At 67.6% G+C, this 24,843-nt stretch carries 30 protein-coding genes; 14 read left to right on the top strand and 16 right to left on the bottom strand.

Annotated features, from left to right (window positions below):
* Positions 1-4: 4 nt before the first annotated feature.
* The 8 genes from ASE10_RS07870 to ASE10_RS07835 all read left to right on the top strand — a co-directional run bounded on the left by ASE10_RS07870 (position 5) and on the right by ASE10_RS07835 (position 6,183).
* Entirely contained in the window at positions 5-856 is an 852-nt protein-coding gene (locus ASE10_RS07870) for a CPBP family intramembrane glutamic endopeptidase (protein WP_056306221.1), read from the top strand.
* 80 nt (positions 857-936) lie between these two features.
* Positions 937-1,740: a M48 family metallopeptidase gene (locus tag ASE10_RS07865; RefSeq protein WP_056306219.1), complete on the top strand. Its 804-nt coding sequence runs from the start codon at positions 937-939 to the stop codon at positions 1,738-1,740.
* Positions 1,741-1,959: 219 nt separating this feature from the next.
* Positions 1,960-3,090 carry a tetratricopeptide repeat protein gene (locus tag ASE10_RS07860; protein ID WP_156087720.1) on the top strand — a complete coding sequence of 377 codons (1,131 nt, stop codon included), beginning with the start codon at positions 1,960-1,962 and terminating at the stop codon, positions 3,088-3,090.
* A gap of 146 nt (positions 3,091-3,236) precedes the next feature.
* Positions 3,237-3,908 (top strand): energy transducer TonB, encoded by a 672-nt coding sequence (locus ASE10_RS07855; RefSeq protein WP_055905593.1) that lies wholly within the window; start codon positions 3,237-3,239, stop codon positions 3,906-3,908.
* 74 nt (positions 3,909-3,982) lie between these two features.
* Positions 3,983-4,735, top strand: a complete 753-nt coding sequence (locus ASE10_RS07850) for a MotA/TolQ/ExbB proton channel family protein (RefSeq protein ID WP_055905590.1) — start codon at positions 3,983-3,985, stop codon at positions 4,733-4,735.
* 51 nt (positions 4,736-4,786) lie between these two features.
* On the top strand, positions 4,787-5,206 hold the full coding sequence (locus ASE10_RS07845) for a biopolymer transporter ExbD (protein WP_056306217.1): 420 nt from the start codon (positions 4,787-4,789) through the stop codon (positions 5,204-5,206).
* Between the two features lie 18 nt (positions 5,207-5,224).
* Positions 5,225-5,641 carry a biopolymer transporter ExbD gene (locus ASE10_RS07840; RefSeq protein ID WP_055905585.1) on the top strand — a complete coding sequence of 139 codons (417 nt, stop codon included), beginning with the start codon at positions 5,225-5,227 and terminating at the stop codon, positions 5,639-5,641.
* A gap of 131 nt (positions 5,642-5,772) precedes the next feature.
* Positions 5,773-6,183 (top strand): biopolymer transporter ExbD, encoded by a 411-nt coding sequence (locus tag ASE10_RS07835; RefSeq protein ID WP_056306215.1) that lies wholly within the window; start codon positions 5,773-5,775, stop codon positions 6,181-6,183.
* 25 nt (positions 6,184-6,208) lie between these two features.
* Here the strand turns inward: ASE10_RS07835 and ASE10_RS07830 are convergent, their stop codons facing one another.
* The 3 genes from ASE10_RS07830 to cls all read right to left on the bottom strand — a co-directional run bounded on the left by ASE10_RS07830 (position 6,209) and on the right by cls (position 8,847).
* Positions 6,209-6,952, bottom strand: a complete 744-nt coding sequence (locus ASE10_RS07830) for a pyridoxine 5'-phosphate synthase (protein WP_056306213.1) — start codon at positions 6,950-6,952, stop codon at positions 6,209-6,211.
* A 52-nt stretch (positions 6,953-7,004) separates the two neighbouring features.
* Positions 7,005-7,283: a hypothetical protein gene (locus ASE10_RS07825; protein WP_055905577.1), complete on the bottom strand. Its 279-nt coding sequence runs from the start codon at positions 7,281-7,283 to the stop codon at positions 7,005-7,007.
* A 127-nt stretch (positions 7,284-7,410) separates the two neighbouring features.
* A complete protein-coding gene (gene cls, locus ASE10_RS07820) occupies positions 7,411-8,847 on the bottom strand; it encodes a cardiolipin synthase (RefSeq protein WP_056306211.1) in 1,437 nt (478 codons plus the stop codon).
* A gap of 428 nt (positions 8,848-9,275) precedes the next feature.
* On the opposite strand from cls, the gene ASE10_RS07815 reads away from it, so the two are divergent.
* The 4 genes from ASE10_RS07815 to ASE10_RS07800 all read left to right on the top strand — a co-directional run bounded on the left by ASE10_RS07815 (position 9,276) and on the right by ASE10_RS07800 (position 12,958).
* A complete protein-coding gene (locus ASE10_RS07815) occupies positions 9,276-10,046 on the top strand; it encodes an SIMPL domain-containing protein (RefSeq protein WP_055905572.1) in 771 nt (256 codons plus the stop codon).
* A 95-nt stretch (positions 10,047-10,141) separates the two neighbouring features.
* Positions 10,142-11,245, top strand: coding sequence for a PA0069 family radical SAM protein (locus ASE10_RS07810; protein WP_055905570.1), 1,104 nt, complete (start codon positions 10,142-10,144; stop codon positions 11,243-11,245).
* A 143-nt stretch (positions 11,246-11,388) separates the two neighbouring features.
* Positions 11,389-12,531, top strand: coding sequence for an ATP-binding protein (locus ASE10_RS07805; RefSeq protein WP_055905566.1), 1,143 nt, complete (start codon positions 11,389-11,391; stop codon positions 12,529-12,531).
* A complete protein-coding gene (locus ASE10_RS07800; RefSeq protein WP_055905564.1) occupies positions 12,524-12,958 on the top strand; it encodes a response regulator in 435 nt (144 codons plus the stop codon). Before ASE10_RS07805 ends, ASE10_RS07800 begins: the two co-directional genes overlap by 8 nt.
* 124 nt (positions 12,959-13,082) lie before the next feature.
* Here the strand turns inward: ASE10_RS07800 and ASE10_RS07795 are convergent, their stop codons facing one another.
* The 10 genes from ASE10_RS07795 to ASE10_RS07750 all read right to left on the bottom strand — a co-directional run bounded on the left by ASE10_RS07795 (position 13,083) and on the right by ASE10_RS07750 (position 20,854).
* Positions 13,083-13,550 (bottom strand): hypothetical protein, encoded by a 468-nt coding sequence (locus ASE10_RS07795; RefSeq protein ID WP_055905557.1) that lies wholly within the window; start codon positions 13,548-13,550, stop codon positions 13,083-13,085.
* Positions 13,551-13,703: 153 nt separating this feature from the next.
* Positions 13,704-14,159 (bottom strand): GNAT family N-acetyltransferase, encoded by a 456-nt coding sequence (locus tag ASE10_RS07790; RefSeq protein ID WP_055905554.1) that lies wholly within the window; start codon positions 14,157-14,159, stop codon positions 13,704-13,706.
* A gap of 270 nt (positions 14,160-14,429) precedes the next feature.
* Positions 14,430-15,026, bottom strand: a complete 597-nt coding sequence (locus ASE10_RS07785; RefSeq protein ID WP_055905552.1) for a hypothetical protein — start codon at positions 15,024-15,026, stop codon at positions 14,430-14,432.
* A 156-nt stretch (positions 15,027-15,182) separates the two neighbouring features.
* The gene (locus ASE10_RS07780; protein WP_056306209.1) at positions 15,183-15,437 is read right to left on the bottom strand and encodes a DUF2164 domain-containing protein; all 255 of its coding nucleotides are present in this window, start codon (positions 15,435-15,437) and stop codon (positions 15,183-15,185) included.
* A gap of 120 nt (positions 15,438-15,557) precedes the next feature.
* Positions 15,558-16,058 (bottom strand): ankyrin repeat domain-containing protein, encoded by a 501-nt coding sequence (locus ASE10_RS07775; RefSeq protein ID WP_055905545.1) that lies wholly within the window; start codon positions 16,056-16,058, stop codon positions 15,558-15,560.
* A 94-nt stretch (positions 16,059-16,152) separates the two neighbouring features.
* Complete coding sequence (locus ASE10_RS07770; RefSeq protein WP_055905542.1) at positions 16,153-16,875, bottom strand: 2OG-Fe(II) oxygenase; 723 nt, start codon at positions 16,873-16,875, stop codon at positions 16,153-16,155.
* Between the two features lie 306 nt (positions 16,876-17,181).
* The gene (locus tag ASE10_RS07765; RefSeq protein ID WP_082559785.1) at positions 17,182-18,669 is read right to left on the bottom strand and encodes a sigma-54 dependent transcriptional regulator; all 1,488 of its coding nucleotides are present in this window, start codon (positions 18,667-18,669) and stop codon (positions 17,182-17,184) included.
* Between the two features lie 185 nt (positions 18,670-18,854).
* Positions 18,855-19,898, bottom strand: coding sequence for a class 1 fructose-bisphosphatase (locus ASE10_RS07760; RefSeq protein ID WP_055905539.1), 1,044 nt, complete (start codon positions 19,896-19,898; stop codon positions 18,855-18,857).
* Positions 19,899-20,039: 141 nt separating this feature from the next.
* Positions 20,040-20,282, bottom strand: coding sequence for a hypothetical protein (locus ASE10_RS07755; protein ID WP_055905534.1), 243 nt, complete (start codon positions 20,280-20,282; stop codon positions 20,040-20,042).
* Between the two features lie 74 nt (positions 20,283-20,356).
* Complete coding sequence (locus ASE10_RS07750) at positions 20,357-20,854, bottom strand: hypothetical protein (RefSeq protein WP_055905529.1); 498 nt, start codon at positions 20,852-20,854, stop codon at positions 20,357-20,359.
* 151 nt (positions 20,855-21,005) lie between these two features.
* On the opposite strand from ASE10_RS07750, the gene ASE10_RS07745 reads away from it, so the two are divergent.
* Both ASE10_RS07745 and dinB read left to right on the top strand, forming a co-directional pair.
* Positions 21,006-21,446: a hypothetical protein gene (locus ASE10_RS07745; RefSeq protein WP_055905526.1), complete on the top strand. Its 441-nt coding sequence runs from the start codon at positions 21,006-21,008 to the stop codon at positions 21,444-21,446.
* 21 nt (positions 21,447-21,467) lie between these two features.
* Positions 21,468-22,583: a DNA polymerase IV gene (gene dinB / locus ASE10_RS07740; RefSeq protein ID WP_055905523.1), complete on the top strand. Its 1,116-nt coding sequence runs from the start codon at positions 21,468-21,470 to the stop codon at positions 22,581-22,583.
* Positions 22,584-22,776: 193 nt separating this feature from the next.
* Here dinB and ASE10_RS07735 read toward each other — a convergent pair whose 3' ends face one another.
* The 3 genes from ASE10_RS07735 to ASE10_RS07725 form a co-directional block, all read right to left on the bottom strand.
* The gene (locus ASE10_RS07735) at positions 22,777-23,805 is read right to left on the bottom strand and encodes an MBL fold metallo-hydrolase (protein ID WP_082559799.1); all 1,029 of its coding nucleotides are present in this window, start codon (positions 23,803-23,805) and stop codon (positions 22,777-22,779) included.
* 121 nt (positions 23,806-23,926) lie between these two features.
* The gene (locus ASE10_RS07730; RefSeq protein ID WP_055905520.1) at positions 23,927-24,469 is read right to left on the bottom strand and encodes a GNAT family N-acetyltransferase; all 543 of its coding nucleotides are present in this window, start codon (positions 24,467-24,469) and stop codon (positions 23,927-23,929) included.
* Positions 24,466-24,822 (bottom strand): hypothetical protein, encoded by a 357-nt coding sequence (locus ASE10_RS07725; RefSeq protein ID WP_157481127.1) that lies wholly within the window; start codon positions 24,820-24,822, stop codon positions 24,466-24,468. The genes ASE10_RS07730 and ASE10_RS07725 overlap by 4 nt, the downstream gene beginning before the upstream one ends.
* Positions 24,823-24,843 lie beyond the last annotated feature (21 nt).

Raw genomic sequence — 24,843 nt, 5'->3', positions numbered from 1 at the left:
CACGATGCCGGCCTCCGAGCCCGCCAGCGCCGCCGCCGCGGCGCTCGCCCCGCCGCCGCTGCCTGCGCTAGCGCAGGCAGCCCCACCGCGGCGCGTGCGCGCCGTGGTCGGCCACGCCGCGCTCGACTTCGCCATCGCCGTGGCGATCGTGCTGGCGCTGAGCATGATCGCGATGATGGCCTGGGCGTTCGCGCGCGGCCTGGAGATCGCCATGCGCCAGCCCGGTTCGGCCGCCACCGACGCCCTGCAGGCGATCGGCCAGCCCGGCGCGCTCGCGCAGCTGAGCATGGCCATGGCCGCGGTAGGGGGCGCCGCCGTGGCGGTCTACCTGCTGCGCCGCCGCGCCGGGAGCGAGGAACGCGCCGCCTCCTGGCGCGCCGCACGCCGCCCCGCGACCTGGGGCTGGGCCCTGGGCGTGGGTCTGGCCGCGTTCGGTCTCAGCGCCGCGCTGAGCTGGATCGGCGAGCGGCTCGGCATCGAACCCGTCCCCAGCAACGTCCAGATGATCCAGGCCGCCCTGCGCAGCCAGTTCGCCCTGACCCTGCTGTTCGCGGTCGTGGCCGCGCCAGCCTACGAAGAGCTGCTGTTCCGGCGCGTCCTGTTCGGCCGTTTCTGGGCCGCCGGCCTGCCAGGGCTGGGGATCGTCCTGAGCAGCCTGGCCTTCGCCCTGATGCACGAGGTGCCCGGCCTGAGCGGTAACGGGCCCGGCGCGATCGCCCTGCTGTGGCTGACCTATGCCGCGATCGGCGCCTCTTTCGCCTGGGTCTACCGCCGTACCGGCACGCTCTGGGGACCCATAGCCGCACATGGAATCAATAATTTGCTCGCCTGTGCCCTGCTCTATCTGCACAGCTGAGCCACCGGTTCGTCGGGATTGACGAAAAGTTAATCCTGATCGGTCTACAACGCGTTCATACGTACTGGGGAATCGCATAAGTGAAGCGTCTACTGCTCAGTGTCCCGATCGCGCTGATCGTGACCGCCTGCGCCACCACGACCTCGCCCACCGGGCGGCGCCAGAACGTGGGCGCGGTGTCGCAGGAACAGCTCAACCAGATGGGCGCGCAAGCCTTCGTCGAGGCCAAGTCAAAGGGCAAACTCAGCACAGATTCCCGCCAGAACGGGTACGTCCGCTGCGTGGTCGATACGGTGACCCGCCAGCTGCCGCCCGGCTGGCAGGCGCAATGGGACGTCGCGGTATTCGTCGACAGCTCGCCCAATGCCTTCGCCCTGCCCGGCGGCAAGGTCGGCGTCAACACCGGCATCTTCAGCGTCGCCAAGAACCAGGATCAGCTGGCGGCGGTGATCGCCCACGAAATCGGCCACGTCGTCTCGCGCCACCACGACGAGCGCATCACCCGCCAGATGACCGCCCAGACCGGCCTGAGCATCGCCGGCGCCCTGCTCGGCTCGCGCTACGGCGAGGGCGCGGCCAACGCCACCAACCAGCTCGGCGGCGCCGCGGTCCAGGGCCTGTTCCTGCTGCCCGGCTCGCGCACCCAGGAGAGCGAGGCCGACGTGGTCGGCCAGCAGCTGATGGCCCAGGCCGGCTTCGATCCGCAGCAGGCGGTCAACCTGTGGGAGAACATGATCGCCGCCAGCAGCAGCCGGCCCCCGCAATGGCTGTCGACCCATCCGGACCCGCAGTCGCGCATCCAGGAACTGCGCGCCCGCGCCGGCGGGCTCATGCCGGTGTACCAGCAGGCCCGTTCTGCCGGCCGTACGCCCAAGTGTGGATGAACGCTACGCATTAAAGACAGTAAAACCCCGTATCGCGCCGCCCCGCGTTTCTGTTAGCGTGACGGCCCCCCGGCCCTGCGGCCATCGACCCCGCACACGCGGCAGCTGATTGAGGTGAACATGAACAAGCTCCCCACCCGCCACCGCACCGTGCTGACGGCCGCCATCGGCGCCGTGCTTGCGCTGGGCTCGATCGCCCAGGTTCACGCGCAGTCGGCGATGGACCGGGCCGAGGAGCGCCGTCAGCGTCATGGCGAGAAGAAGGAAGACAAGAAGGCTTCCGCCGCCGCGTCCAAGGTCGAATACCCCAACGCCACCCGTCAGCAGCCCGACGCCAAGGCCTCGGCCAAGGTCACCCCCAAGCTGAAGAAGATGATGGATCTGTACGACGCCGATAAGGGCAGCGAAGCGCGCGCCATCGCCGACGAGATCATCGCCAACTCCGCCGCCAACGCCTACGACCACGCCTTCGCCGCGCAGATCGCCGCGCAGCTGGCCTACGACGCCGACGACACCGCCGCCGCCATCGGCTACTTGAACAAGGCCCTGGAATTCAACGGCCTGGACAACAACGGCCACTACAGCTCGATGTTCATGCTGGCCCAGCTGCAGCTGCAGGAAGACAAGTACGCCGAGTCGCTCGCCACCATGGACCGCTTCCTGAGCGAGACCAAGAGCACCAAGCCCGAGCACCTGATCGTCAAGGGCAACGCCCTGTACCGTCTGGAGCGCTACGCCGACGCGTCCAAGATCATCAAGCAGGCCATCGACGCCTCGCCCGAGCCCAAGTCCGACTGGCAGCAGCTGCTGATGGCGTCCTACGCCGAATCCGGTCAGACCGGCGAAGCGACCAAGATGGCCGAAGCCGTCGCTTCCAAGAACCCCACCGACAAGCGCGCCCAGCTCAACCTGGTCGCGACCTACCTGCAGGCCGACCAGTACGACAAGGCCGCAGCGGTGCTGGAGAAGCTGCGCGCCGGCGGCCAGCTCAACGAAGACAAGGACTACCGCCAGCTCTACTCGACCTACCTGCAGATCGACGGTAACGAGAAGAAGGCCGCGGACGTCATCAACGAAGGCCTGACCAAGGGCATCCTGAAGCCGGATTTCCAGGCTTACCTGGCCCTGGCCCAGTCCTACTACTTCTCCGACCAGGTGAACCCGTCGATCGAGGCGTACAAGAAAGCCGCCCCGCTCGCTCCCGACGGCGAGACCTACCTCAATCTCGCACGCGTTTTGTGGCAGGAAGACCGCATTCCAGAGGCCAAGGAAGCCGCCAAGCAGGCGATCGCCAAGGGCGTGAAGAAGCCCGACGACGCCAAGAAGATCATCGCGCTGCCGGGTAAATAATCGGCACTCGATAGGCAAATCCGCCCTTGGAACCTAGGGCGTGGTTTGGTATATGCTAGGAGGTTCGCGCGACTGGAAACGGTTGCACGAACCGAACGACGGCCCGCGGCGCCCTTGCGTCCGGAAACACTTCCCGAGCTGACGGCATGACGCAAGACCTCGAAATCCACGCTAAGAAAGATGACGACCGCGAAGGGCTGAACTGGGCACGTATCGCCGGTATCACCTCCGCGATCGCCGTGCATGTCGCGGCGCTGCTCTTGCTGCTCGCGCCCATGGCGCCGCCGGCAACCGAAAAGGCGGAAGAGCAAGTCACCGTCGTTAACCTGATCAAGCCGCCGCCGCCGCCCCCGCCGCCGCCGCCGCCGCCGCCGGAACCGCCGCCGCCGCAGCAGATCCGTCAGCTGGCCGCGCCGCAGCCGACGCCGCTGCCGCCGCCGCCGGAAGAGCCGCCGATCGTGGTGGACGAACCGAGCCCGGTCGACATTCAGGCCGAACCGCCGTCGCCCCCGGCTCCGCCGGCTCCGGCCACGACGATCAGCTCGGGCGTCGATCCGTCGTCCAAGCGCCTCAATCCGCCGAAATACCCGCCGACCGAAGCGCGTCAGGGCGTGGGCGGCACCGTGGTCCTGGTCATCAGCATTGATGCCTCGGGCAACGTGCTCGACGTCTCCGTCGAGAAATCCAGCCGTAACCGCAACCTCGACCGCGCCGCCATGGATGCCGCACGGAAGTGGAAGTTCAACCCCGAGATGCGCAACGGCGTGGGCGTGCCCAGCAAGGTTCGCGTCCCGGTCGATTTCGTCCCGCCGAACTGATCGGGTTCGCGAGACGGGTGTAACGCTCTACGTACTACTTCTTTCCTTATCCACGACATTCAAAGGTAAGCGTCATGCTGCAGGAAACCACCACCGCTGCTACTGCCGGGGGCTCCAACGCCGAAGCCCTCCAGCAGATGAGCTTTGCCCATCTGTTGCAAAACTTCGACCTGGTCGGCTGGGTCGTGTTCCTCACGCTCGCGATCATGTCGATCCTGTCGGTCTACTGGATCGTCGTGAACTTCGTGAAGAACCTGCGTCTTCGCGGCAGTTCCGACCGCGTCGTCAGCACGTTCTGGGAAACCCCCAACGCGCAGGACGCCATCCGCTTCATGGAAGAGCAGTCGCGTAGCGAGCCGTTCTCCAAGATCGCGCTCGATGCCGCCCAGGCTGCCGCTCACCACCAGCGCCACGAAGGTTCGCGCCTGGTCGAGTCGCTCAACCGTTCCGAGTTCGTCGATCGCGCCCTGCGTCAGGGTGTGACCCGCGAAAGCTCGCGTCTGGAAAGCGGCCTGACCGTGCTCGCCACCGTGGGTTCGACCGCACCGTTCGTCGGTCTGCTCGGCACCGTGTGGGGCATCTACCACGCCCTGATCAAGATCGGTGCGACCGGCCAGGCTTCGATCGACGCCGTCGCCGGCCCGGTCGGCGAGGCGCTGATCATGACCGCCATCGGTCTGTTCGTCGCCATCCCGGCGGTGCTCGCGTACAACTTCTTCGTGCGCCTGAACCGCGTTACGAACAACAAGTTCGATACGTTCGCGCACGACCTGCACGACTTCTTCGCTACCGGTTCGCGCGTCGGCGAACTGGCCGCGAAGCGCTAAGTCGCCTAACCGCGACGTCTTCACCTTACTTGTAGTAGTTGGAGTTCGGACATGGCCTTCAGTACAGACAGCGACAGCGGCGGCCCGATGGCACAGATCAACGTCACGCCCCTCGTGGACGTGATGCTGGTGCTGCTGATCATCTTCATGATCACGGCGCCTCTGATGTCGCATAAGGTCAAGGTCGAATTGCCCGAAGCCACCCTCAACAAGCCGACGGCCACCGCGCTTCCGACGACGCCGATCACTCTGGCGGTCAAGGAAGACGGTTCGTTGTTCTGGAACGACGAACCGATCACCAAGGACCTGCTCGAGAGCCGGCTGTCGATCGAGGCTCAGAAGACGCCGCAACCGCAGATCAACGTCCGCGGTGACAAGACGACCAAATACCGCATCGTGCAAGAAGTGGTGAAGATTGCGCAGGGCCAAGGCATGCGTAAGGTCGGCTTCGTAGCGATCAAAGAACGCTAAGGCAAACGGAGACTATTTATGGCTTTCAGTTCCGGCTCCGGTGCAGGCGCTCCGATGGCTGACATCAACGTCACGCCCCTGGTGGACGTGATGCTGGTGCTGCTGATCATCTTCATGGTGACGGCGCCCGTGATGTCTTATCCGATCGAAGTCAACCTGCCGCAGCGCACGACCACGCCGCCGCCCCCGACTCCGCCGAAGGAGCCGATCCGCCTGCGGATCGACGCTTCGGGTCAGGTCTTCTGGAACGACACGCCGCAACCGATCACGGCGCTCCAGAGCATGATGGAAGTCGAAGTCCAGCGTGAGCCCACCAACCAGCCGATGCTGGAGATCGACGTCAGCACCGATGCCGATTACGGCATCCTCGCCAAGGTGCTGGCGAAGGCAAAGAACGCCAATATGGAAAAGATCGGCTTCGTGCAGAACGACTGACCGATCGACAAGTTTGACGCTTACCGTCGTGAAAACGCTGCCTTCGGGCGGCGTTTTTTTTGCGCTCTTGCCAGCCGGGCCGGAACCGGTTTAGCGTGGAACCGGGCATTCCGCCCAGTGGGGGTAGTGCAATGGCCGTCTCCGCGTATTTCGATTCCCCGTCCCGTAACGACGCCCGCGCCGTCGCCGAAATCAACATCACCCCGCTGGTCGACGTGATGCTGGTGCTGCTGGTGATCTTCATGGTGGCCGCGCCGGTGATGACCGGCACCTTGAACCTGAATTTGCCGGTGGCCACGCCGCCGACCGCGGAAGCTCCGCCACCGCGCGTGCAGTTGTCGGTCCAGGTCGACGGCAGCTATATGCTCGACGGCCAAGCGGTCGCGGCGGTGTCGCTGCAAGACGCCCTCGACACCCTGGCCGGCCGCGCCCCGCGTACCGTGCTGGAGATCGCGGCCAACGCCGATGCGGACTACCAGGGCTTCGCCACCGCGGTGTCCGCGGCCAAGGAAAGCGGCCTGAAGAACATCGCCCTGCAGTGACCGCGGCGCGAGCGCGCGGTGCGGCCTACAGCAGTCGCAGGTAGGCCCGCACCGTCGCGTCCAGGCCCGCGTACAGGGCCTCGCCGATCAGGGCGTGGCCGATCGACACTTCCAGCACCTGCGGGACCGTGCGCAGGAACTTGCCCAGATTGGCCTGGCTGAGGTCGTGGCCGGCGTTCACGCCCAGGCCGGCAGCCTGCGCGCGCCGGGCGGCATCGGCGAACAGCGCCAGAGCCGCACCGGCGTCGCCGCGCGCATGCGCTTCGGCGTAGGGACCGGTGTAGAGCTCGACCCGGTCGGCGCCGATCGCCGCGGCGATCTCGATGCCGTCGGAACCGGCGTCGGCGAACACGCTGACCCGGCAGCCCATGGCCTTGAGCTCGCCGATCAGCGGTCGCAGCGATTCGCCGTCGCGGCGGAAATCGAAACCGTGGTCCGAGGTCAGCTGGCCGTCGCCGTCCGGCACCAGGGTCGCCTGCGCCGGCCGCGCCTGCGCGCACAGGGCGAGGAAGCCCGGATAGCCCGCGCGCGGCGGCGCGAAGGGATTGCCTTCCAGGTTGAACTCGACCGCGCGCTCGCGGGTGAGCTGCGCCAGCGCCATCACGTCGTAGTCGCGGATGTGGCGCGCGTCGGGACGCGGATGCACGGTGATGCCATGGGCGCCGGCATCGAGGCAGGCACGCGCGGCGCCGACCACGTCCGGGTCGTTGCCGCCGCGCGAATTGCGCAGCACGGCGATCTTGTTGACGTTGACGCTGAGTACGGTCATGCGCGCAGTCTAGGGCGCGCCGACCGGTTTCCCAAGCCTGCCGAACCAGGCCTCAGCGCTGCTGCTGCGGCTCCGACGACGCCGGCTGCGACGACGCTGCGGCGAGCTTGCGCGCCTCGGCCTGCTCGCGCAGGCGGCGCAGCTCGGCCGGGTCCAGCATCATGCCCTCGTCGCGGCTCTGGCTGCCGATGCGCGCGGCCACCAGGCCCAGCACCCAGGCCAGGAAAAAGCCCAGCGAGGCCAGCAGGCAGACCACGAGCAGCACGCCCGAGGAAGTCTTGAAAGCGATTACGAGCGCGGCCAGGGCCAGCAGCAGAAACAGCCAATACATGGCGGCGGTGCTCCCGTCGGTAGGTGGTTGCCAGTCGCCGCGAGTGTAGCGCGCCGGTCGCCGGGCTACAGCCCGATGATGGTGCCGCCACGACCGCCCGTCGTACGCGACGTGACCCAGTGCGCGTTCACAGCAGCGGCGACACCAGCCGCGCCAGCGCCTCGGGCAACCGCCGGCGCCACAGCGGCTGCTCGCGGTCGGCGCGCACGCGCGGGGCGTAGCTGCATTCGGCCTGGATCAGCTGGGCCAGCTCCGCCGCCAGCGGCCCGTCGTGGAACATCACCGAAATCTCGAAATTCAGCCGGAAACTGCGGTGATCGAAGTTGGCGCTGCCGATGATGGCCAGGTCCTCGTCGCACAGCAGGGCCTTGGTATGCAGCATGCGCGGGCCGTACTCGTGGATTTTGACGCCGGCCTCGAGCAGTTCGTCGAAATACGAGCGCGCGGCGTAGGTGACCAGGCGGCTGTCGCTGCGCCGCGGCACCAGCAGGCGCACGTCCAGTCCGCCCAGCGCGGCCGAGGTCAGGGCCATGCGCGCGGCCTCGCCGGGCACGAAATAGGGCGTGACCAGCCAGACCCGTTCGCGCGCGGCGTAGATCGCGCCGACGTGCAGGCGGTGGATCGCCTCCCACGACGAATCCGGACCCGACACCAGCACCTGCGCAGCGATCTCGCCCGGCTGCGGCGCGGGGTGGGTCAAGCGCAGCGGCGGCTGGCCGGTGGCGTAGGCCCAGTCCTCGACGAACACCAACTGCAGCTCGCGCACGATGTCGCCTTCCAGGCGCAGGTGCAGGTCACGGTAGGCGTCCTTGCGGATGCGCTCGTCTTCCTCGTCGGTGATGTTGATGCCGCCGGTGAAACCGACCCGGCCGTCGATCACCACGATCTTGCGATGCGTGCGCAGGTTCAACCACGGCCGCTTCCAGAACCAGCGCAGCTTCATCGGATGGAACCAGGCGACTTCGCCGCCGGCGTCGACCAGCGATTGCAGGAAGCGGTTGGACGTCGAGCCCGAACCGACCGCGTCCAGCAGCAGGCGCACCTGTACGCCTGCGCGCGCTCGCTCGACCAGGGCATCGCGCAGCGCCGCGCCGCAGGCGTCGGGCTGGAAGATGTAATACTCCAGATGGATGTGCTCGCGCGCCTGCGCCACCGCTTCCAGCAAGGCCGCGTACTTGGCGCCGCCGTCGATCAGCAGACGCGCCTGGGTGGCCGTGGTCGGCGGCAGACCGGTGGTCGCCTGCGCCAGCTTCGCCAGTTCGACCGCCTCCGGCGACGACGACAGCCCCGGCAACGCCGCCGGCAGCGACGCACGCGCGCGCACCCGGCGCAGACGCTGGCGGTGGATCCGCTGCGGACCGAGCAGGTAGTAGATGAAGAAGCCCAGGTAGGGCAGGGCGGCCAGGCTGACCAGCCAACTGATGGTCGCCACCGGCTCGCGCTTCTGCAGCACGATCCACAATCCCAGCCCGATCAGGTACGCGGCCCAGCCGAGCGTGAGGTACAAGCCCAGGTGCGGGATCGCCGTAATCGCCTCCCAGGCTTGTTTGAGCGTATCCATCATCGGTCCTATCCTGGGGCGGCCGCGGCATCGGAACAGGCTGCGCGTGCCGTCGCTAGACTAAGTCGCATTCGCTTCGGCGCAAAGCCGTAAGGTCCGGTGTCGTCGCCGCAGGGCAGGACATCGGTGGAGGCCGACAGCGTCCAGCTCGGCGTCTATGCCGGCTCGAACGCGGCGGCCTCGGTCTGCGCTTCGGCGCGACGTACGCCCGCCACGATCTCCCGTCCCGGGCCGGCGATAGCGGCGCAAAGTGCGGGCCGCCCCGCGAGCGGTACGATGCGAGCCGGGCCTGCCGGCACGTACGTCAGGCAGCATGGCGCGGACGGGCAAGGGCACGGCGACCGCGCCGTGAGCGAGCGACGTCCTGGGGGCGCGGCCGACAGATCCGGCGCGCACCCGCCGACTCTCCCATCCGACCAGGACTTTCTCGCATGAAAATCGCATCGCTGCTGTTGCCGATCCTGTTGGCTTGCCCCCTGCTGCCCGCCGCGGCGCAAACGCATGTGGGCGCCGCTGCCGCGCGCAGCGTCAACGTGTCCGGCAGCGCCGAAATCAAGGTCGCTCCCGACGAAATCCTGCTCAACGTCGGGGTCGAGACCCGCGACGTCGAGCTCGCTCCGGCCAAACGCCTCAACGACGAGCGTGTGGCGGCGGCCTTGGCCTTTCTTGCCCGCAGCGGTGTGCCCAGCAAGGACGTGCAGACCGATTTCGTCAGCATCGAACCCCAGTTCGAGGACGACGACACCAGTCGCGCCGCACGCGAGCGCTCGCGCGTGACGCCGGTGGTCTATGTGGTGCGCAAGAACATCGGCATCCGACTGACCCGGGTCGGCGACTACGAGGCGGTGCTCGCGGGCCTGCTCGACAATGGCGTGCAGTACATCCATGGCGTCGAGTTCCGTACCTCGCAACTGCGCAAGCATCGCGACGCCGCACGCGCGCTGGCGGTGCAGGCAGCGAAGGAAAAGGCCGACGCGCTGACCTCCGGACTCGGCGCGCGCCGCGGCGCCGTGCAGAACGTGTCCGAATCCTATGCCGGCGGCTGGTGGCGCAGCGGCGCGTCCTGGGGCGGCAACCGCGGCCAGATGATGCAGAACACCGTGCAGAACGGCGGCGGTGGCGAAAGCGCGGACGGGGCGACCTTGTCGGTCGGGCAGATCAGCGTGACCGCATCGGTGGACGTGACGTTCGCGATCGAGTGAGAGCGGCGCGCCGGCGCGGACGAACGGAGCGTTCCCTGCAGGCCCTGTTCAGCCCCGTCGCACTGCCTGCGACGCTCGCGGCGTAGCCTGGCGGCATGGACGACGCCCGCCGATCCCAGCTCTCGATCCAGCCCGCCGCGATCAAAGGCCGCGGTGCGGCGTCCTACGTGCCCGGCCGTTACGCGGTCACCACCGCGCAGGGCGAGGACGACGGCTGGGGTTCGCTTCACGACGCGGCCGACGAACAATCGCGGCCGGACACCCAGGTCACCGAAGAGCGCGCGCGCAGCATCGTCAGCCGCAACGAATCGCCGGACATCGCCTTCGGCCAGTCGATCAATCCCTACCGCGGCTGCGAGCACGGTTGCGTGTACTGCTTCGCCCGGCCTTCGCACGCCTATTTGGAGCTGTCGCCGGGCCTGGACTTCGAGACCAAGCTCTACGCCAAGACCAACGCCGCCGAGCGCCTGCGCGCCGAACTCGCGCGGCGGTCGTACCGATGCGCGCCGATCGCGCTGGGCATCAACACCGACTCCTATCAGCCGATAGAACGCCGCTACAAGATCACGCGTTCGCTGATCGAGGTGCTCAGCGAGTGCTCGCACCCTTTCAGCCTGATCACCAAGAATGCCGGCGTGGTCCGCGACCTCGACCTGATCGCGCCGATGGCCCGGCGCGGGCTGGTCACCGTGTACTTCTCGGTCACCACCTTGGACAACCACCTGTCGTCGAAGATGGAGCCGCGCGCCTCTGCCCCGCACGCGCGTTTGCGCGCGATGCGTGAACTCGCCGACGCCGGGGTGCCGGTCGGGGTGATGGCGGCGCCGATGATCCCGATGATCAACGACGCCGAGCTTGAGCACATCCTGGCCGCCGCTCACGAGGCCGGTGCGCGCGCGGCCGGCTACGTGGTCCTGCGCCTGCCGCACGAGCTCAAGACGATCTGGCGCGAATGGCTGGCTTTGCACTATCCCGACCGCGCCGAGCACGTGATGAGCCTGGTCCGGCAGATGAGCGGCGGCAAGGACTACGACAGCGCCTACGGCAAGCGCATGCGCGGCGAGGGGCCGTTCGCACAGCTGATCGAACAGCGTTTCAGCAAGGCCTGGCGCCGGATCGGCTACGGCCGGCTGCCGGCGCTGGACACCAGCCAGTTCGTGGCGCCGCGCCCGGATTCGCCCCAGGGCGAACTGTTCTGAGTCCTATCGGCCGGGGCATGCGCCCCTTGGCGCACCGCGTCGTGGCGGTTGTTGGCGGTTCAGCGCAGAGCCCTGCCTGCACCGCGCCATCACGGTCGCAGCCGTTACACTTGCCCGCCAGAGGAACTCCGAGTCCGCAAAGAATGACCGAAGCCGCCGCTCACGAAACGGGCGAGGACCGTTTTCGCATGGCGATGCGGGCCTCCGGCATCGGTATGGCCATCGTCGATCTGCAGGGGCGCTGGGTCGAGATCAATCCGGCCCTCGAAAGCCTGCTGGGCTACAGCTCCGCTGAGATGGTCGGCCGGACCACCGCCGAATTCACCCACCCCGACGACATCGCGCTTTCCAGCAGTCTGTTGGAAGGCTTGGCCGATGGCGCCATTCCGGCGCTGGACGCGCGCAAACGCTACATACGCCGCGACGGTGCGGCGGTCTGGACTCACGCCAACGTCGCCCTGGTGCGCAGCGCGGAGGGCGCGCCGCGCTGCCTGCTGGTGCAGATCCGCGACATCGGCGCCCAGGTGGCGGCCGAGGATCAGGCGCGCAGCGACGCCGACGAGTTCGCCCATGCGCTCGACGCGTCCAACCGCCATCTGCAGCTGTTCGCCGACGCGGTCGCGCACGACCTGCGCGCGCCGCTGCGCTCGATCGAAAGCTTCTCGGGCCTGCTCGCCGACCGCGCCGCCGAACGCCTGGACGAGACCGACCGCGATTATCTGAACCGCATCCGCGCTGCGGCCGGCCGCATGACCGCGCTGCTGGCCGCGCTCAACGATCTCTCGCACGTGACCCGGACCACGATGCGCCTGGCGCGCGTGGACCTGAGCCTGCTCGCGGACTGGGTCGGCGCGGAACTGCTGGATGCCGATCCGCATCGCCGCGCCGACATCCAGGTGCAACCCGGCTTGTTCGTCGAAGGCGACGAGCGCCTGCTCAAACTGATGCTGACCCAGCTGATGGGCAACGCCTGGAAGTTCTCGCGCGAGCGCGATCCGATCCGGATCGAGATCTCCGGCGAACGCGACGACGGCCGCCTGCGTATCGCGATCCGCGACTACGGCGCCGGTTTCGACATGCGATATGCTCATAAATTGTTCGAGCCGTTCCAGCGCCTGCACGGGCCGGACCAGGGCGGCGGCCATGGCCTGGGCCTGGCGATCGCCAAGCGCATCGTCGACCGTCACCGCGGCCACTTGCGCGCGCAGTCGGGTCCCGATGTCGGCAGCACCTTCTTTATCGAACTGCCCACCGCTGCGGCGGTAGAGGACACCGTGCATGCATAAGGTCATCCTGTTGGTCGAAGACAATCCCGACGACGTCGAGCTGACCCGGCTCGCGTTCGAGGAGGCCAAGGTCGCCAACAAGCTGATGGTGGTCGGCGACGGCGCCGAGGCGCTGGACTATCTGTTCGCGCGCGGCCGCTATGCCGAGCGCGACCCCGCCGATTTGCCGTCGATCGTCCTGCTGGACCTCAACCTGCCCAAGGTCGACGGCCGCGAAGTGCTGCAGGCGATCCGCGCCAACGAATCCACCCGTACCCTGCCGGTCGTCGTGCTGACCACCAGCACCGAACCCTTCGACGTCGAAGCCAGCTACGCCCTGGGCGTGAACAGCTACATCCAGAAGCCGGTGGATTTCGAGCAGTTCGTGTGGGCGGTGAAGCAGGTGGGCTTGTACTGGCTGGTGTTGAACCATCCGCGTACGCCTTGAGGGCGCGTCGTCGCCGAGCTTGACCATCCGCTACGGAGCGAGCTCATCGACAGCGCCTTTCCCGCAAGTCGTGCTACCCCGAGGCAACGGGGTAGATCTCGAGGGAATCTCAAGGATCTGCCAACTAGCGCTTGATGCGCCTGAAATACTCGCGCGCATGAAGATCTGGGATATTCGGCCTGTTTGTCCCTGTGTACGTCCACATGGCATCAGGGCCTGAGAAGAAATAGGTCCAAACCTCTTCTTCACCTGTCGCGGATTCCCGTGCCGCTATGGCGACCATGCGCGCGTTGCAGAACAGAACTCTGTAGGTATTGCGCTCTTCGAATCCGCCGAATGGCCTGGGCTTGCCCCCTATCGAAACCTGAGTATCCGGCATTTTCAGATGCATATCCTTGGGGGTGAACTCCATCGTCATCTTGCCCATCAGGGAGGCAAGAAATTCGTCCTGACGCGGCTCCAACTTCGCCTTTGCACGGTTGAAAGCCATCGTCGCTGCCGCATCCGATTGCCAGGAGCCGATGATGAAATCGCAAGCCCTGGAGGCCGGCGACAGGACAAGTAGGATTGTAAGTAAGAGGATATGTTTCATGGTGTGGCACCTGGCTGGTTCAGCCCGACGGGTACGTCCAGTTAGAGAACTGAGATAGCTTATCGAAGGCTACATAACGGCAAATCGCCGCGGAATATCGTGCAAGACCGCCGAACCTCAAGCGGCGCGGTCAGCGCGGCCATAAATGGGTCGTCAGCCGTCGTACACGTACTCCATCGGCACGTACACCAAGCCATTCTTCGTTTGCGGTGTGTCCCTGGCGACGAAGCCGAAGCGCTCGTAGACCGGAACCGCGGGCAGGGACGAGTTGACTACGAATGCGTCGCTGCCGGACTCGGCCTTGGCATGTGTCCAAAGCGCGCGGGCAATGCCCTGCCCATGAGCATCCGCGCGGACGAACAGGTGGTAGAGATGCGAGCTCTCGCGCAAGGCGATGACGCCCAGAAGACCGCGCGGACCTTCCGCAACGTAGTAACGGAAACTCGGCGCCTCAATGCGCTCGGCCGTGGCCGAAGGAGTCAGCGTCGCCAGGAATGCAGCGGCTTCCGGGGGCGCCGGATCCTGCAGGTAATGGTGCGCCCAACCGGTGATCAGCCCACTGATCTCCTCGGCGTCGGATGCGCTTGCTGGGCGGATAAGGAAATCCATCGATGGCAATCAATGCTCGAAACGGCCGAAACCGCTTCGCGGCTCGCTGGAACAGGCGGTCAGCCACCGCCCGGGATATTGATGATCGTAGCCTGCATCACCGCAACCGTCTCCCGGCGCGAATCCCGCTCCCCGACCACCCGGCCCTGACAGACCGTCAGGGTCTTGCCCGCCTCTCCGCACCCAGGGCAGTCATCAGATCCTGAGTGGAGAAGCTTGCGGCGATATGAGTTTGCAGCTCGAACACGGACGTTCTCCACCACACTTGAATCAGGCGGGGCCATCGATACCGGGCCCGGCGACGTCCTTTCGAGAGCCTACAGGCAACCCGAGCTTGCTCAGCCGAGCGCGAACTAAACGCAGATGCAGGATCGGGTAGACGTTGAACACGATCTGCACCGCCACGAACAGAATCGCTTCCGCCACGAGCCCGCGGGCGCCCACGTAGACGATGTACGGCGTGAACAAGATCGCGGCCCAGAAATGGGTCGCCTCTGCGGACTCCGCTTGGCGCCGCAGTTCCGCCAGGCTTCGCTTGCCGGAAGAACGATACACAGAGTCGTTCAGATACCGAAGCGGCGTGTTACGCAATAGCGCGCCGAATCCGCGAACGCCCAGCCGGCGATACAGCCGGTCGTCGGGCAGGCTCGGCTGCACGGCGCGCAGAAGGCGGGGCAGGCGCAGAACGAACACCGGTTCGGCGAACTTTGCCAAGGCCATGAAATAGAACATCAGCAACAAGCCGAGCCAAGGCGAGCCATAGCCGATGACGCGCGCCAGCATGAAGAAGCAGGTGGCAAGGAAGATCGCGATAACGACCAGCTTTGTCAGATTGCGCCAGAACATCCACGCCGACTCCTTGGCCATGCTCGCTACCGCCTGAGCTGGGCCCAGCCGTAAGGCGGGTTCGGCTTGAATGGGTGGTCAACTCTCATCGGGATCCAGCTCGCTCGGGAAGCTTTCCCAGGGAGCATCGACGGATTCGACCAGGGCGACTTCGGTTCGAACAGGCGGTCCACAGGCTCACCTTCTGAAGTCGGTGTGCTGCTCAAGCTGATAGATGGCGTCTTGCACGTCTTCGAGTTTGGCGCTCAACGCCGCCTGGGCATCGTACAGGCCGCGGTTGTAGTAGTACGCGCCCAGTTCCCGGGACACGAAGTCGAGCAGGAACTGGGCGTCGAACTGGCCGATCGGCTGCTTGAGTTCCTCGGAGACGTACAGCTGGATCTTGCGGACGATGAGCGCCTGTTCGTCTTTGCTGAAGGCAATGTCGGTCATGGGTCGTATGGCTCAACGAATGAATCGATGCCGCTGACGGAGCCGGCATGAGGAGTGGTTCCGACTTCCGCACCGCCATGGAAGGTCTGGCTAAGCGCAGGCGCAGCCGGTGAGTCGGTCCTATTCCAGGATAAACGGCTCGGCCCCTCTCTCGATCAGGAGCGCTGCGATATCGCCGTTACCTTTCTCCGCTGCGCACGCCCAGGCATTGAAGCCGTCGGCGTCGCGGTGGTTGACGGCTGCGCCGCGCTCCAGCAGCAGGTGGACCAGCGGCATGTTCCCTCGCGCCGCTGCGATCATCAAGGCGGTGATGCCGGTATCGCTCACGCTGTCGATCGCGGCGCCGGCATCGAGCAGGATTTCGACGATGGCCGGATGCTGCCAGGCGGCGGCTTGGTGCAGCGCGGTCTGCCCGAAATCCGTACGGTGCGCGATGTCGGCGCCGGCGGCGATCAATCGTCTGACCAGCGCTTCGTGGCCGTTGGTGGCCGCGTAGACGAGTGGCGTCGATCCTACGCCGTTCGTCGCGTCGATCGCGGCGCCACCGTCGATGGCGAGACGAGCCGCCGCTTCGTCTCCTTCGCGGGCAGCTTTCAACAACAGGTCATTGAGTTCAGGCATTCGCCGCACCGCCATGCGTGGAGGTTGCCGTGGATTTCAGTACGAAGTCACGGCGCTGTGACTGGGCTCGCGGTCGCCGAAAGCGGCCGTTCGCTCATCCTCCGCCATACAAGCGCTCGGCCCGCTGGAACAAAATCCAACTGGTCGCGATGTACTTGTCCCCACCCTTGGGCCGGTTGCCGCGGTGGGTGTGGGTGAAGGCCGCCGGTGCGATCAACAGGTCGCCGACGCGGGGCGCGATCTTGCGCTGCTGATAAAGGAACTCGGTCTCGCCCTGTTCGAAGCCGTCGTTGAGGTAGATGGTCCATAGCAGATGGCGGTGCAGGGTTTCGGCGTTCGCATCGCGCGGGAACAGTTCGCAGTGCCAGTACGGGTAGCCGCCGCGGTCGGCGGTGTAGCGCTGCAGGTTGATCGCGCCGGGCCTCAGTACGGTCTGCACCACCGGGCTCAACGTAGCGTCATCCATCGCGGTTAGGCGTTCGGCGGTGAGGCGGTGGCCCTTGCCGTCGCTGCCGGGCACTTCCAGCATCAGCGGCGCGATCAGGGTGTGCGGGTAGCGGCGCAGGTAGCGCAGCAGGCCCTTGAACACGGCCTGGTTCAACTGCGACTCGGCGTCGCGCCAATCCTCGCGGCCGCTGATGGTGAGATCGCGGCTGTCCTTGAGTTCGGGCAGCACGCCGCCGCCGACGCGGCCGGGCACGGCGTCGCGGCTGGCGTCGAAGCGTTGCAGCAGTGCCGCGCAGGTCGCGCGGTCCAGCGCCTGCGGATAGACCTCGATGAAATCGTTCAGGGCGTCCTGCGGCGGGGCGTCGGTCATGCGCGGCTCTACGCTATGGATCGGGAAAGCGGCATCCTCGCATGCCGAATCGACGTTGCGAAAACGCAACATCGAAAGCTCGTGCGAGAGTGCATCACGTAACGAGGCCAGGCCTCACTGATCCATAGGAAAAGCACTCACACGCCACCGGCGCTGTGCCATTTCTACGTACCGACAACGAAGCATTTATGTCGCCGAACACCGGCGCAGACGGGCCGTTTCACGTAAAAAACTAGCAAAATCAACTATTTAAATGGTTGGCACGAACCTCGCGTCGCACTAGCCCGCCACGAACGGCTCCAGGCGCTACGCCACACCGATCGTATCCGGCGTCCCCGGATCGTCGCCGACGCGCAGACCATGCCGCAGCATCAACCGATACAGCGTGACCCGCGACACCGAGAGTTCGCGCGCGGCATCGACCAGGCGGCCGCGATTGCGCCGCAGCGCGCGTTCGATCGCATCCTTGGTCGCCGCATCGCGGATTTCGTCCAGCGTCAGCGGAGGAGCGGTCGTGGCGCTGTCGATGTGCAGGTCGGCGGCGGTGATCAGGCGGCCCTCGGCCATGACCACGGCCTGGCGCACGCGGTTGATCAGCTCGCGCACGTTGCCCGGCCAGGGGTGGCTATGCAGGGCATGGCGCGCGCAGGGCGAGAAGCCCTTGAGGCTGCGCTGGCTCTCCTGCGAATAGCGCTGCAGCGCATGTTCGGCCAGGCGGTCGATATCGCTGCCGCGGTCGCGCAGCGGCGGCTGCTGCAGGCGCAGCACGCACAGGCGGTGGAACAGATCGGCGCGGAAGCGGCCGTCGATGACCGCGGCCTCCAGGTCGTGATGGGTGGCCGAGATGATGCGCACGTCGATCGGGATCTGCTCGTGGCCGCCCAGGCGTTCGATGCTGCCCTGCTGCAGGAAGCGCAGCAGCGAGGCCTGGCTTTCCAGCGGCAGGTCGCCGATCTCGTCCAGGAACAGGGTGCCGCCGTTGGCCATTTCGATCCGGCCCAGCTTGCGCTGCTGCGCGCCGGTGAAGGCGCCGCGCTCGTAACCGAACAGCTCCGACTGCACCAGGCTGTGCGGGATCGCGCCGCAATTGATGGCGACGAACGGATGCGCGTGCCGGCGCGAATGCCGGTGCACCGCGGCCGCGGCCAGTTCCTTGCCGGTGCCGGTTTCGCCGGCGATGAATACCGGCGCCTCGGTCATCGCCGCCTTGCGCAGGGTGCGGCAGAGCGCGCGCATCGCGGCGCTCTCGCCGATCATGCCGTCGAAGCCGGCCTCGCTGGTGGTGTCGCCGTGCTCGCAGGCCAGGGTGGCCATGCCGTGGGCGTGGCCGACGATGGTGTTCAGCAGGGCCTCGGAGCAGGGCAGGGTGACGTAGTCGTAGCAGTAGTCGCGGATCAGCCGGCGCACCGGCTCCTGGTCCAGCTGGGCGGCGTCGACGCCGGCGACCCAGCCGACGTTGTGGGCCGATAGCGCGACCCCGAATTCGGCCAGATCGTGATGGGTGAAGCCCTCGCGCAGGTCCAGCAGGGCCGCGTGCGGCTGACGGGCGTCGCGTTGCAGGATGCGCAGAACGCTGCGCAGGTCGGGGGCCCGGCGCAGGTTCCAGCCCAGTGGTTGCAGCCATCCCAGCGAGAGCACCCGCCCGGCGGTGCCGCGGGTGACGTAGATCAGTTCGCGTGCCCGCGAAACTCGGGGCGATGGCTCGCGCGTGTCCGCTTGCGTGCCTGCCGGATCGTGCTTACCCGCGCCTCGAGCATCTTGAGCATGAGGCTCGCGCGGTCCACCGTTGGCCATCGTGCTTCTCCCCTCCCGTAGCGTGTGCCGCGCCGCTATCCGTGTGGGCAAGAGTATTCAACGCCGTGGGTGACCAGGAGCGGTCACCGCGATGACGAGCATCGCGGCGATTGGATTTCGCAGAGGCATGCACGAATCGCGCCAGTAGCGATTCATCCGCGGCGAACGCGCTGTCGCGCGCCCAGTCAGGCTTGGGCGTCGTGCTCGGCGTGGTAGCGCACCGCGGTCTCGACTTCCTGCTTGCTGCCCAGGAACACCGGCACGCGCATGTGCAGGCCGGTGGGCTGCACTTCCAGCATGCGCTGGCGGCCGGTACTGGCCGCGCCGCCCGCCTGTTCGACCAGGAAGCTCATCGGGTTGGCCTCGTACATCAGGCGCAGCTTGCCGCCTTGTGCGGCGCACTTGGCGTCGAGCGGATAGCTGAAGATGCCGCCGCGGGTCAGGATGCGGTGCACGTCGGCGACCATGGACGCGACCCAGCGCATGTTGAAGTCCTTGCCGCGCGGGCCTTCCTTGCCGGCCAGCAGATCGCCCACATAGGCCTGCATCGGCGCCTGCCAGTAGCGCTGGTTGGACATGTTGACCGCGAATTCCTTGGTCTCTTCCGGAATCTTCATGTTGCGCGTGGTCAGCACGAAGCTGCCGACTTCGCGGTCCAGGGTGAAGGCGTGGGTGCCGTTGCCGATGGTCAGCACCAGCATCGTGCTCGGGCCGTAGGTGGTGTAGCCGGCGCAGACCTGTTCGGTGCCCGGTTGCAGGAAGTGCTCGTCCTGGGCCTGGGTCACGCCGTCGGGGCAGCGCAGCACCGAGAAGATGGTGCCGACCGAGATGTTGACGTCGATGTTGCTGGAGCCGTCGAGGGGATCGAACAGCAGCAGGTAGTTGCCGCGCGGATAGACGTCGGGGATCGGATGCGAGGTGTCCATCTCTTCCGAGGCCAGGCCGGCGAGGTGGCCGCCCCAGGCGTTGGCTTCGAGCAGGATCTCGTTGCTGAGCACATCGAGCTTCTTCTGCGCCTCGCCCTGGATGTTCATGCTGGCCGCGCCGGGCGTGCCCGCATCGCCGAGCACGCCGCCCAGCGCGCCCTTGCCGACCGCGATCGAGATGGTCTTGCAGGCGCGGGCCACGACTTCGATCAGCAGGCGCAGGTCCGGGTTGATGCGCCCGGCGCGCTGCTCCTCGATCAGGTAGCGGGTGAGGGAGACGGCGGAGCTGGGAGCCTGGGTCATGAGGGGCGCGTGCGGTGGGCAGACCATCATTGTCGCCCATGGGCCCGGCGGCGGCATCCCGCCGGGCATCAGCATCGCTGTGGAGCCCGGGCCGGGACGGGCGCGGCCGCCCGGAAGCGGCCCCCCACGACCCGTCCCGGCTCAGGCACTGAGCAGGTTGTCGAACGAGTAGGTCATCACGTCCACCGACACGTACTTGCAGGTGTAGTTGCCGACGTTGGCGCTGGGCGCGGTTACCCCGACCCAATACTGCTGGCCGACGGTCAGCACGCCGTCGAGCTGGGTGGTGGTGACGGTGGCGCGGGTGCCGGCGGGGGTGAAGGTGTCGGAGTTGGGCAGCACGATGGCGCCGTTCTGGTTGGAGACGCGGACGACGACGGGCATGGCGGTTTCCTCTGCGTAAGTGAGCGTGCCTAGGGATTAACGCGCCGTCGTCGCGGCCGTGAACGGGCGGCGCATCAGCGGCAACGCAGGTGGCGCTCGCTGACCCCGAAAGACTGCGCGACCAGGCGCAGATCGTCGCCGGCGGCCATCGCGGCGCGGATCGCGATCCGGCGCAGGGCGATGAACACGCCCCAGGCCGAGGGGATTTCGACCGTGCCGGCCTCGCTGGCGTGGGCGAGCAGGCGCGCGTGGGTGGCTGCGCTGAGTTCGACCCCGAGCCGCTCGGCGAAGCCATGGCGATCGCGCGGCACGTACACGCGGCGCCCGCCCAGGGCGCGTACGAAGCGCAGCATGGCGCCGAACCCGTCATGACCGGCGATCTCGGCCGCGACCCAGGGCAGCGAGGCCAGCACCGCGACGCGGTGTTCCTCGCAGAACGCGCACAGCGCGTCGAAGGCGGGCGTGGCCGGGGCGGGCAGGCCCAGGAACAGCGCCGCCGGCGCGTGCGCCACGACGGAGAGGGCGGGCCGCAGGGCGGGCTCGGGCGGGTGCGACGACGCGTAGGTGTCCATACCGACCACAACGCCGCGCCGTCTGCGCCGTGAAGCGCGACGGGCGCGATCGGCAGCGCGTGAACGCCGCCGTCTGCACGCCGCTTCCGCATACCGCCGCGCGCGATCAGCGGCGATAACGGCGCTTCCCTTCCACGCAACGGAGCCCGACATGCCCTACACGATCAACGCCGGTGCCGCGCCGCTGGCCATCGCCGAATGCGAGTGGGCGGCCGCCGCCAACGTCGCACCGACCGCCGGCGGCGACACCCAACCGACGATCCAGTTCACCGCCTTCACCTCCTGCATCGGCATCGCCGCGCAGAACGCCGCCGGCACCCAGGTGATCGGCGTCCATCTGGCGATCTACGACGCCGCCAACAACCAGTTCTCGGCCGCCGACGTGCCGACGGTGGTGGCGATCCTGCAGGGCCAGAACTACAACCCCAACTCCGTGTTCATCATCGGCGAGACCGCGGTCTGGCAGGCCTCCGTGCAGGCGGCGTACAACGCCCTGATCGCGGCGCTGCCGAACGCGCAGATCTATTCGCTCGCCGACGGCACCTACGGCGCCGGCATCAGCGCCGGCGGCGCGCTGGAGCCGACGTACTGACGTGGGGGGCGGCGCGGTACGATGCGGGCCTTCCGCATCGTCCGCGCCGCCGTGTCCGCCCCCAGCCGTAAAGTCCTGCACGTCGACATGGACGCGTTCTACGCGTCGGTCGAGCAGCGCGACGATCCTTCCCTGCGCGGCGTGCCGGTGGTGGTGGCCTGGCGCGGCGCTCGCTCGGTGGTGTGCGCGGCCAGCTACGAGGCGCGCGTGTTCGGGGTGCGCTCGGCGATGCCGGCGGTGCGCGCCGAGCGCCTGTGCCCGCAGGCGGTGTTCGTGCCGCCGGACTTCGTGCGCTACAAGGCGGTCTCGCGCCAGGTGCGCGAGATCTTCGCCCGCCACACCGACCTGATCGAACCCTTGTCGCTGGACGAGGCCTACCTCGACGTCACCCGCACCAAGACCGGCCTGCCGTCGGCCACCGCCACCGCCGAAGCGATCCGCGACGCGATCCGCGCGGAGACCAGGCTGACCGCGTCGGCCGGAGTGGCGCCGAACAAATTCCTGGCCAAGATCGCGTCCGACTGGCGCAAGCCCGACGGCCTGTTCGTGATCCGCCCGCACCAGGTCGAAGCCTTTCTCGAACCCCTGCCGGTGGGCCGGCTGCCCGGTGTCGGCAAGGTGATGGAGGCCAAGCTGGTCGAGCTCGGCGTGCGCGTGGTCGCCGACCTGCGCGCCTTGGGCGGGACTGCGCTGGAGCAGCGCTTCGGCCGCTGGGGCCGGCGCCTGCACGAGCTGTCGCTGGGCATCGACGAGCGCCCGGTCGAACCGGAGCGGCCGACCCTGCAGATCTCGGCCGAGGACACCTTCGCCAGCGATCTGCGCCTGGACGAACTCGAACCGCATATCCGCCGCCTCGCCGAGAAAACCTGGGCCGGCTACCGGCGCGAGCCCGGACGGCTGGCGCGCACGGTGGTGCTCAAGCTCAAGACCGCCGACTTCCGCACCCTCACCCGCAGTCTGACCCAGCCGGCGCCGCCGGCCAGCGAACAGGAGTTGGCCGACATCGCCTGCGCCTTGCGCGCGCGCGTCGAGCATCCGGCCGACACCTTGTATCGATTGGTCGGCGTGGGGCTGTCGGGCTTCGTCGATGAGGACGGCTACGCCGCGCAGTCCGATCTGTTCGCGATGTCTGAGTAAAGCGCGGCCGGCGAATGCGCCGATTCGCGCATCGCAGGGATCGCGAATCATCGTGGCCGATGCGGTGCGCCTTGCGGCTTACCGCATCCTACGGTCGCGTCGGAGGCCGTAGGATGCGGTGGCAACCGCATCATCGCGACTACGAGCTACCGCGCAGGCCGCACACCCGTGGCTTATCGCATCGCACGACCGATCAACGCGCCGTGCGCCACCATGCCGAGGTCGCCGGCGGCGCGTGCAGGTTCACCGGCGTGCCCATCACCGGCGTCAGCGTCTCCACGCCGGCGTGGCGCGCCAGGGCGGTGATGCGTTCCATCGGGTCGGTCCAGGCGTGCATGGCCAGGTCGAAGGTGCCGTTGTGGATCGGCAGCAGGCGCTGGCCGCGCAGATCCAGATGCGCCTGCAGGGTCTGCTCCGGCAGCATGTGCACGCCCGACCATTGCGGGTTGTAGGCGCCGCATTCGAGCAGGGTCAGATCGAACGGGCCGTACTTCTCGCCGATCGCCTTGAAACCGTCGAAGTAGCCGGTGTCGCCGCTGAAATACAGGTTCAGCGACGAACTGCGGATCACCCACGAGGTCCACAGGGTCGGATTGTCGGCGAACATCGCGCGCCCGGAGAAATGCTGCGAGGGCGTGGAGACGAAGCGCACGCCGTCGATCGTGGTCGACTGCCACCAATCCAGCTGCTGCACTTTCGCCGCGTCCACGCCCCAGTCGATCAGCAGGTCGCCCACGCCCAGCGGCGCCAGGAAGTGTTCGGTCTTGGCCGCCAGTTCCAGCACCGCGGCCTTGTCGAGATGGTCGTAGTGGTCGTGGGACAGGATCACGCCCTTGATCGGCGGCAGCTGCGCGATCGTCATCGGCGGCGCATGGAAGCGCTTGGGGCCGGCCCACTGCACCGGCGAGGCGCGTTCGGAAAATACCGGGTCGGTCAGCCAGAACGCGCCGTCCAGCTTCAGCAGTACGGTCGAATGGCCGAATCGCACCAGACTGCCGTCGGGCGCGGCCAGCAATTGCTCGTGGGTCAGCGTCGCCACCGGCGGCGCCGTTTCCGGCACGGTGTCGGCGGGCTTGTCGAAGGCGAAGCGCCAGAGCATCGCCGGCATTTCGCGCCAGCCCACGGTCTTGGGTTTGATCGGATTGCGGAAACTGCCTTCGCGGTACTGCGGCGAGTCGGGGTAGGCGGTGCTGCGGCAAGCGCTGAGCGAGAGTGCGGTCATGAGGGCGGTGATGATCAATAGGAGGAGGAGCGCGCGGCGCGCGCGGTGTCGGCGCGGTCGACGCGCCATGGCGATGGGCACCGGCCAGGCGCCTGGGGTGGGATCGGGATCGGACATGGCGTCATCCGGCCTCGGCGGCGACCGGCAGCACGTAGCGCAGCGCTTCCATGCGGGTCGCGCGCCGCGGCAGGTCCAATGCGCGTGCGGCTTCGCTCCAGGCCGGCGCCTGCCACTGCAGGTTGATGCAGCCGAAGCGCTCGGCCGCCGCCAGCGCCTGTTCGAACAGCAGCGGTTCGAGCCCGTGTCCGCGCCAGGCCGCGCGCACATACAGGCCTTCCAGGCACAGGTGGTAGGCGCGTTCCAGCAGCGAGAAGCCGACCGTGGCGCTGGCGTAGCCGGCGGCTTCGCCGTCGACGAAGGCGACCCAGGCCCAGGCCCGCAGCGGCGGTTCGAACAGCGCTTCCTGCAGTTCCAGCAGGCCGTCGCGGGCATGGCCATAGGGCAGGCGCTCGAATGCGCTCTGCGCCGCGTGCTCTTCGCACAGGCGCAGCAAGGCCGGCAGGTCGGCACGTTGCACGCTGCGGGCGTGCATGCCGGCGGGGGCGGCGACCAGGGCCAGATGGCTGCGTTCGGGCGTGTTCGCGGTGGGGGACGACAGGTTCATACCTCCGCTCCCAGGTCGACGATTCCGGCTTCGCCGGCGGCCGGTGCGCACTGCTGCGCGCTGCGGCGGGCGCCGATCAGCTGCAGGCGGCGCTGCGCGTCGGACAGCGCCGAGCCCGCCGACGCGTAACGCACGCCGACCGCGATCGGCAGCACCGCCTTCCAGGCGCCGCGCCGGGCCCGGCTGGCGGCGTCGCGGGTGCGCTCGGCCAGGGCTTGTTCTTCGACCAGGCGGTCGCAGTCGAGGGCGGCGATTTCGGCCAGCGGGGTGCTGCTGCGCGGGATGGAGGCGCAGCCTGCGAGCAACGCCGGGGTTAGGATCAGGGCCAAAACGGGACGAGACGACACGAGCATGGCGATCTCCGTTCGATACGG

Source organism: Lysobacter sp. Root76, from assembly GCF_001428685.1.
In the GTDB taxonomy this organism is placed as follows: Bacteria; Pseudomonadota; Gammaproteobacteria; order Xanthomonadales; family Xanthomonadaceae; genus Lysobacter.
This window is presented reverse-complemented; position numbering and strand designations above follow the sequence as displayed.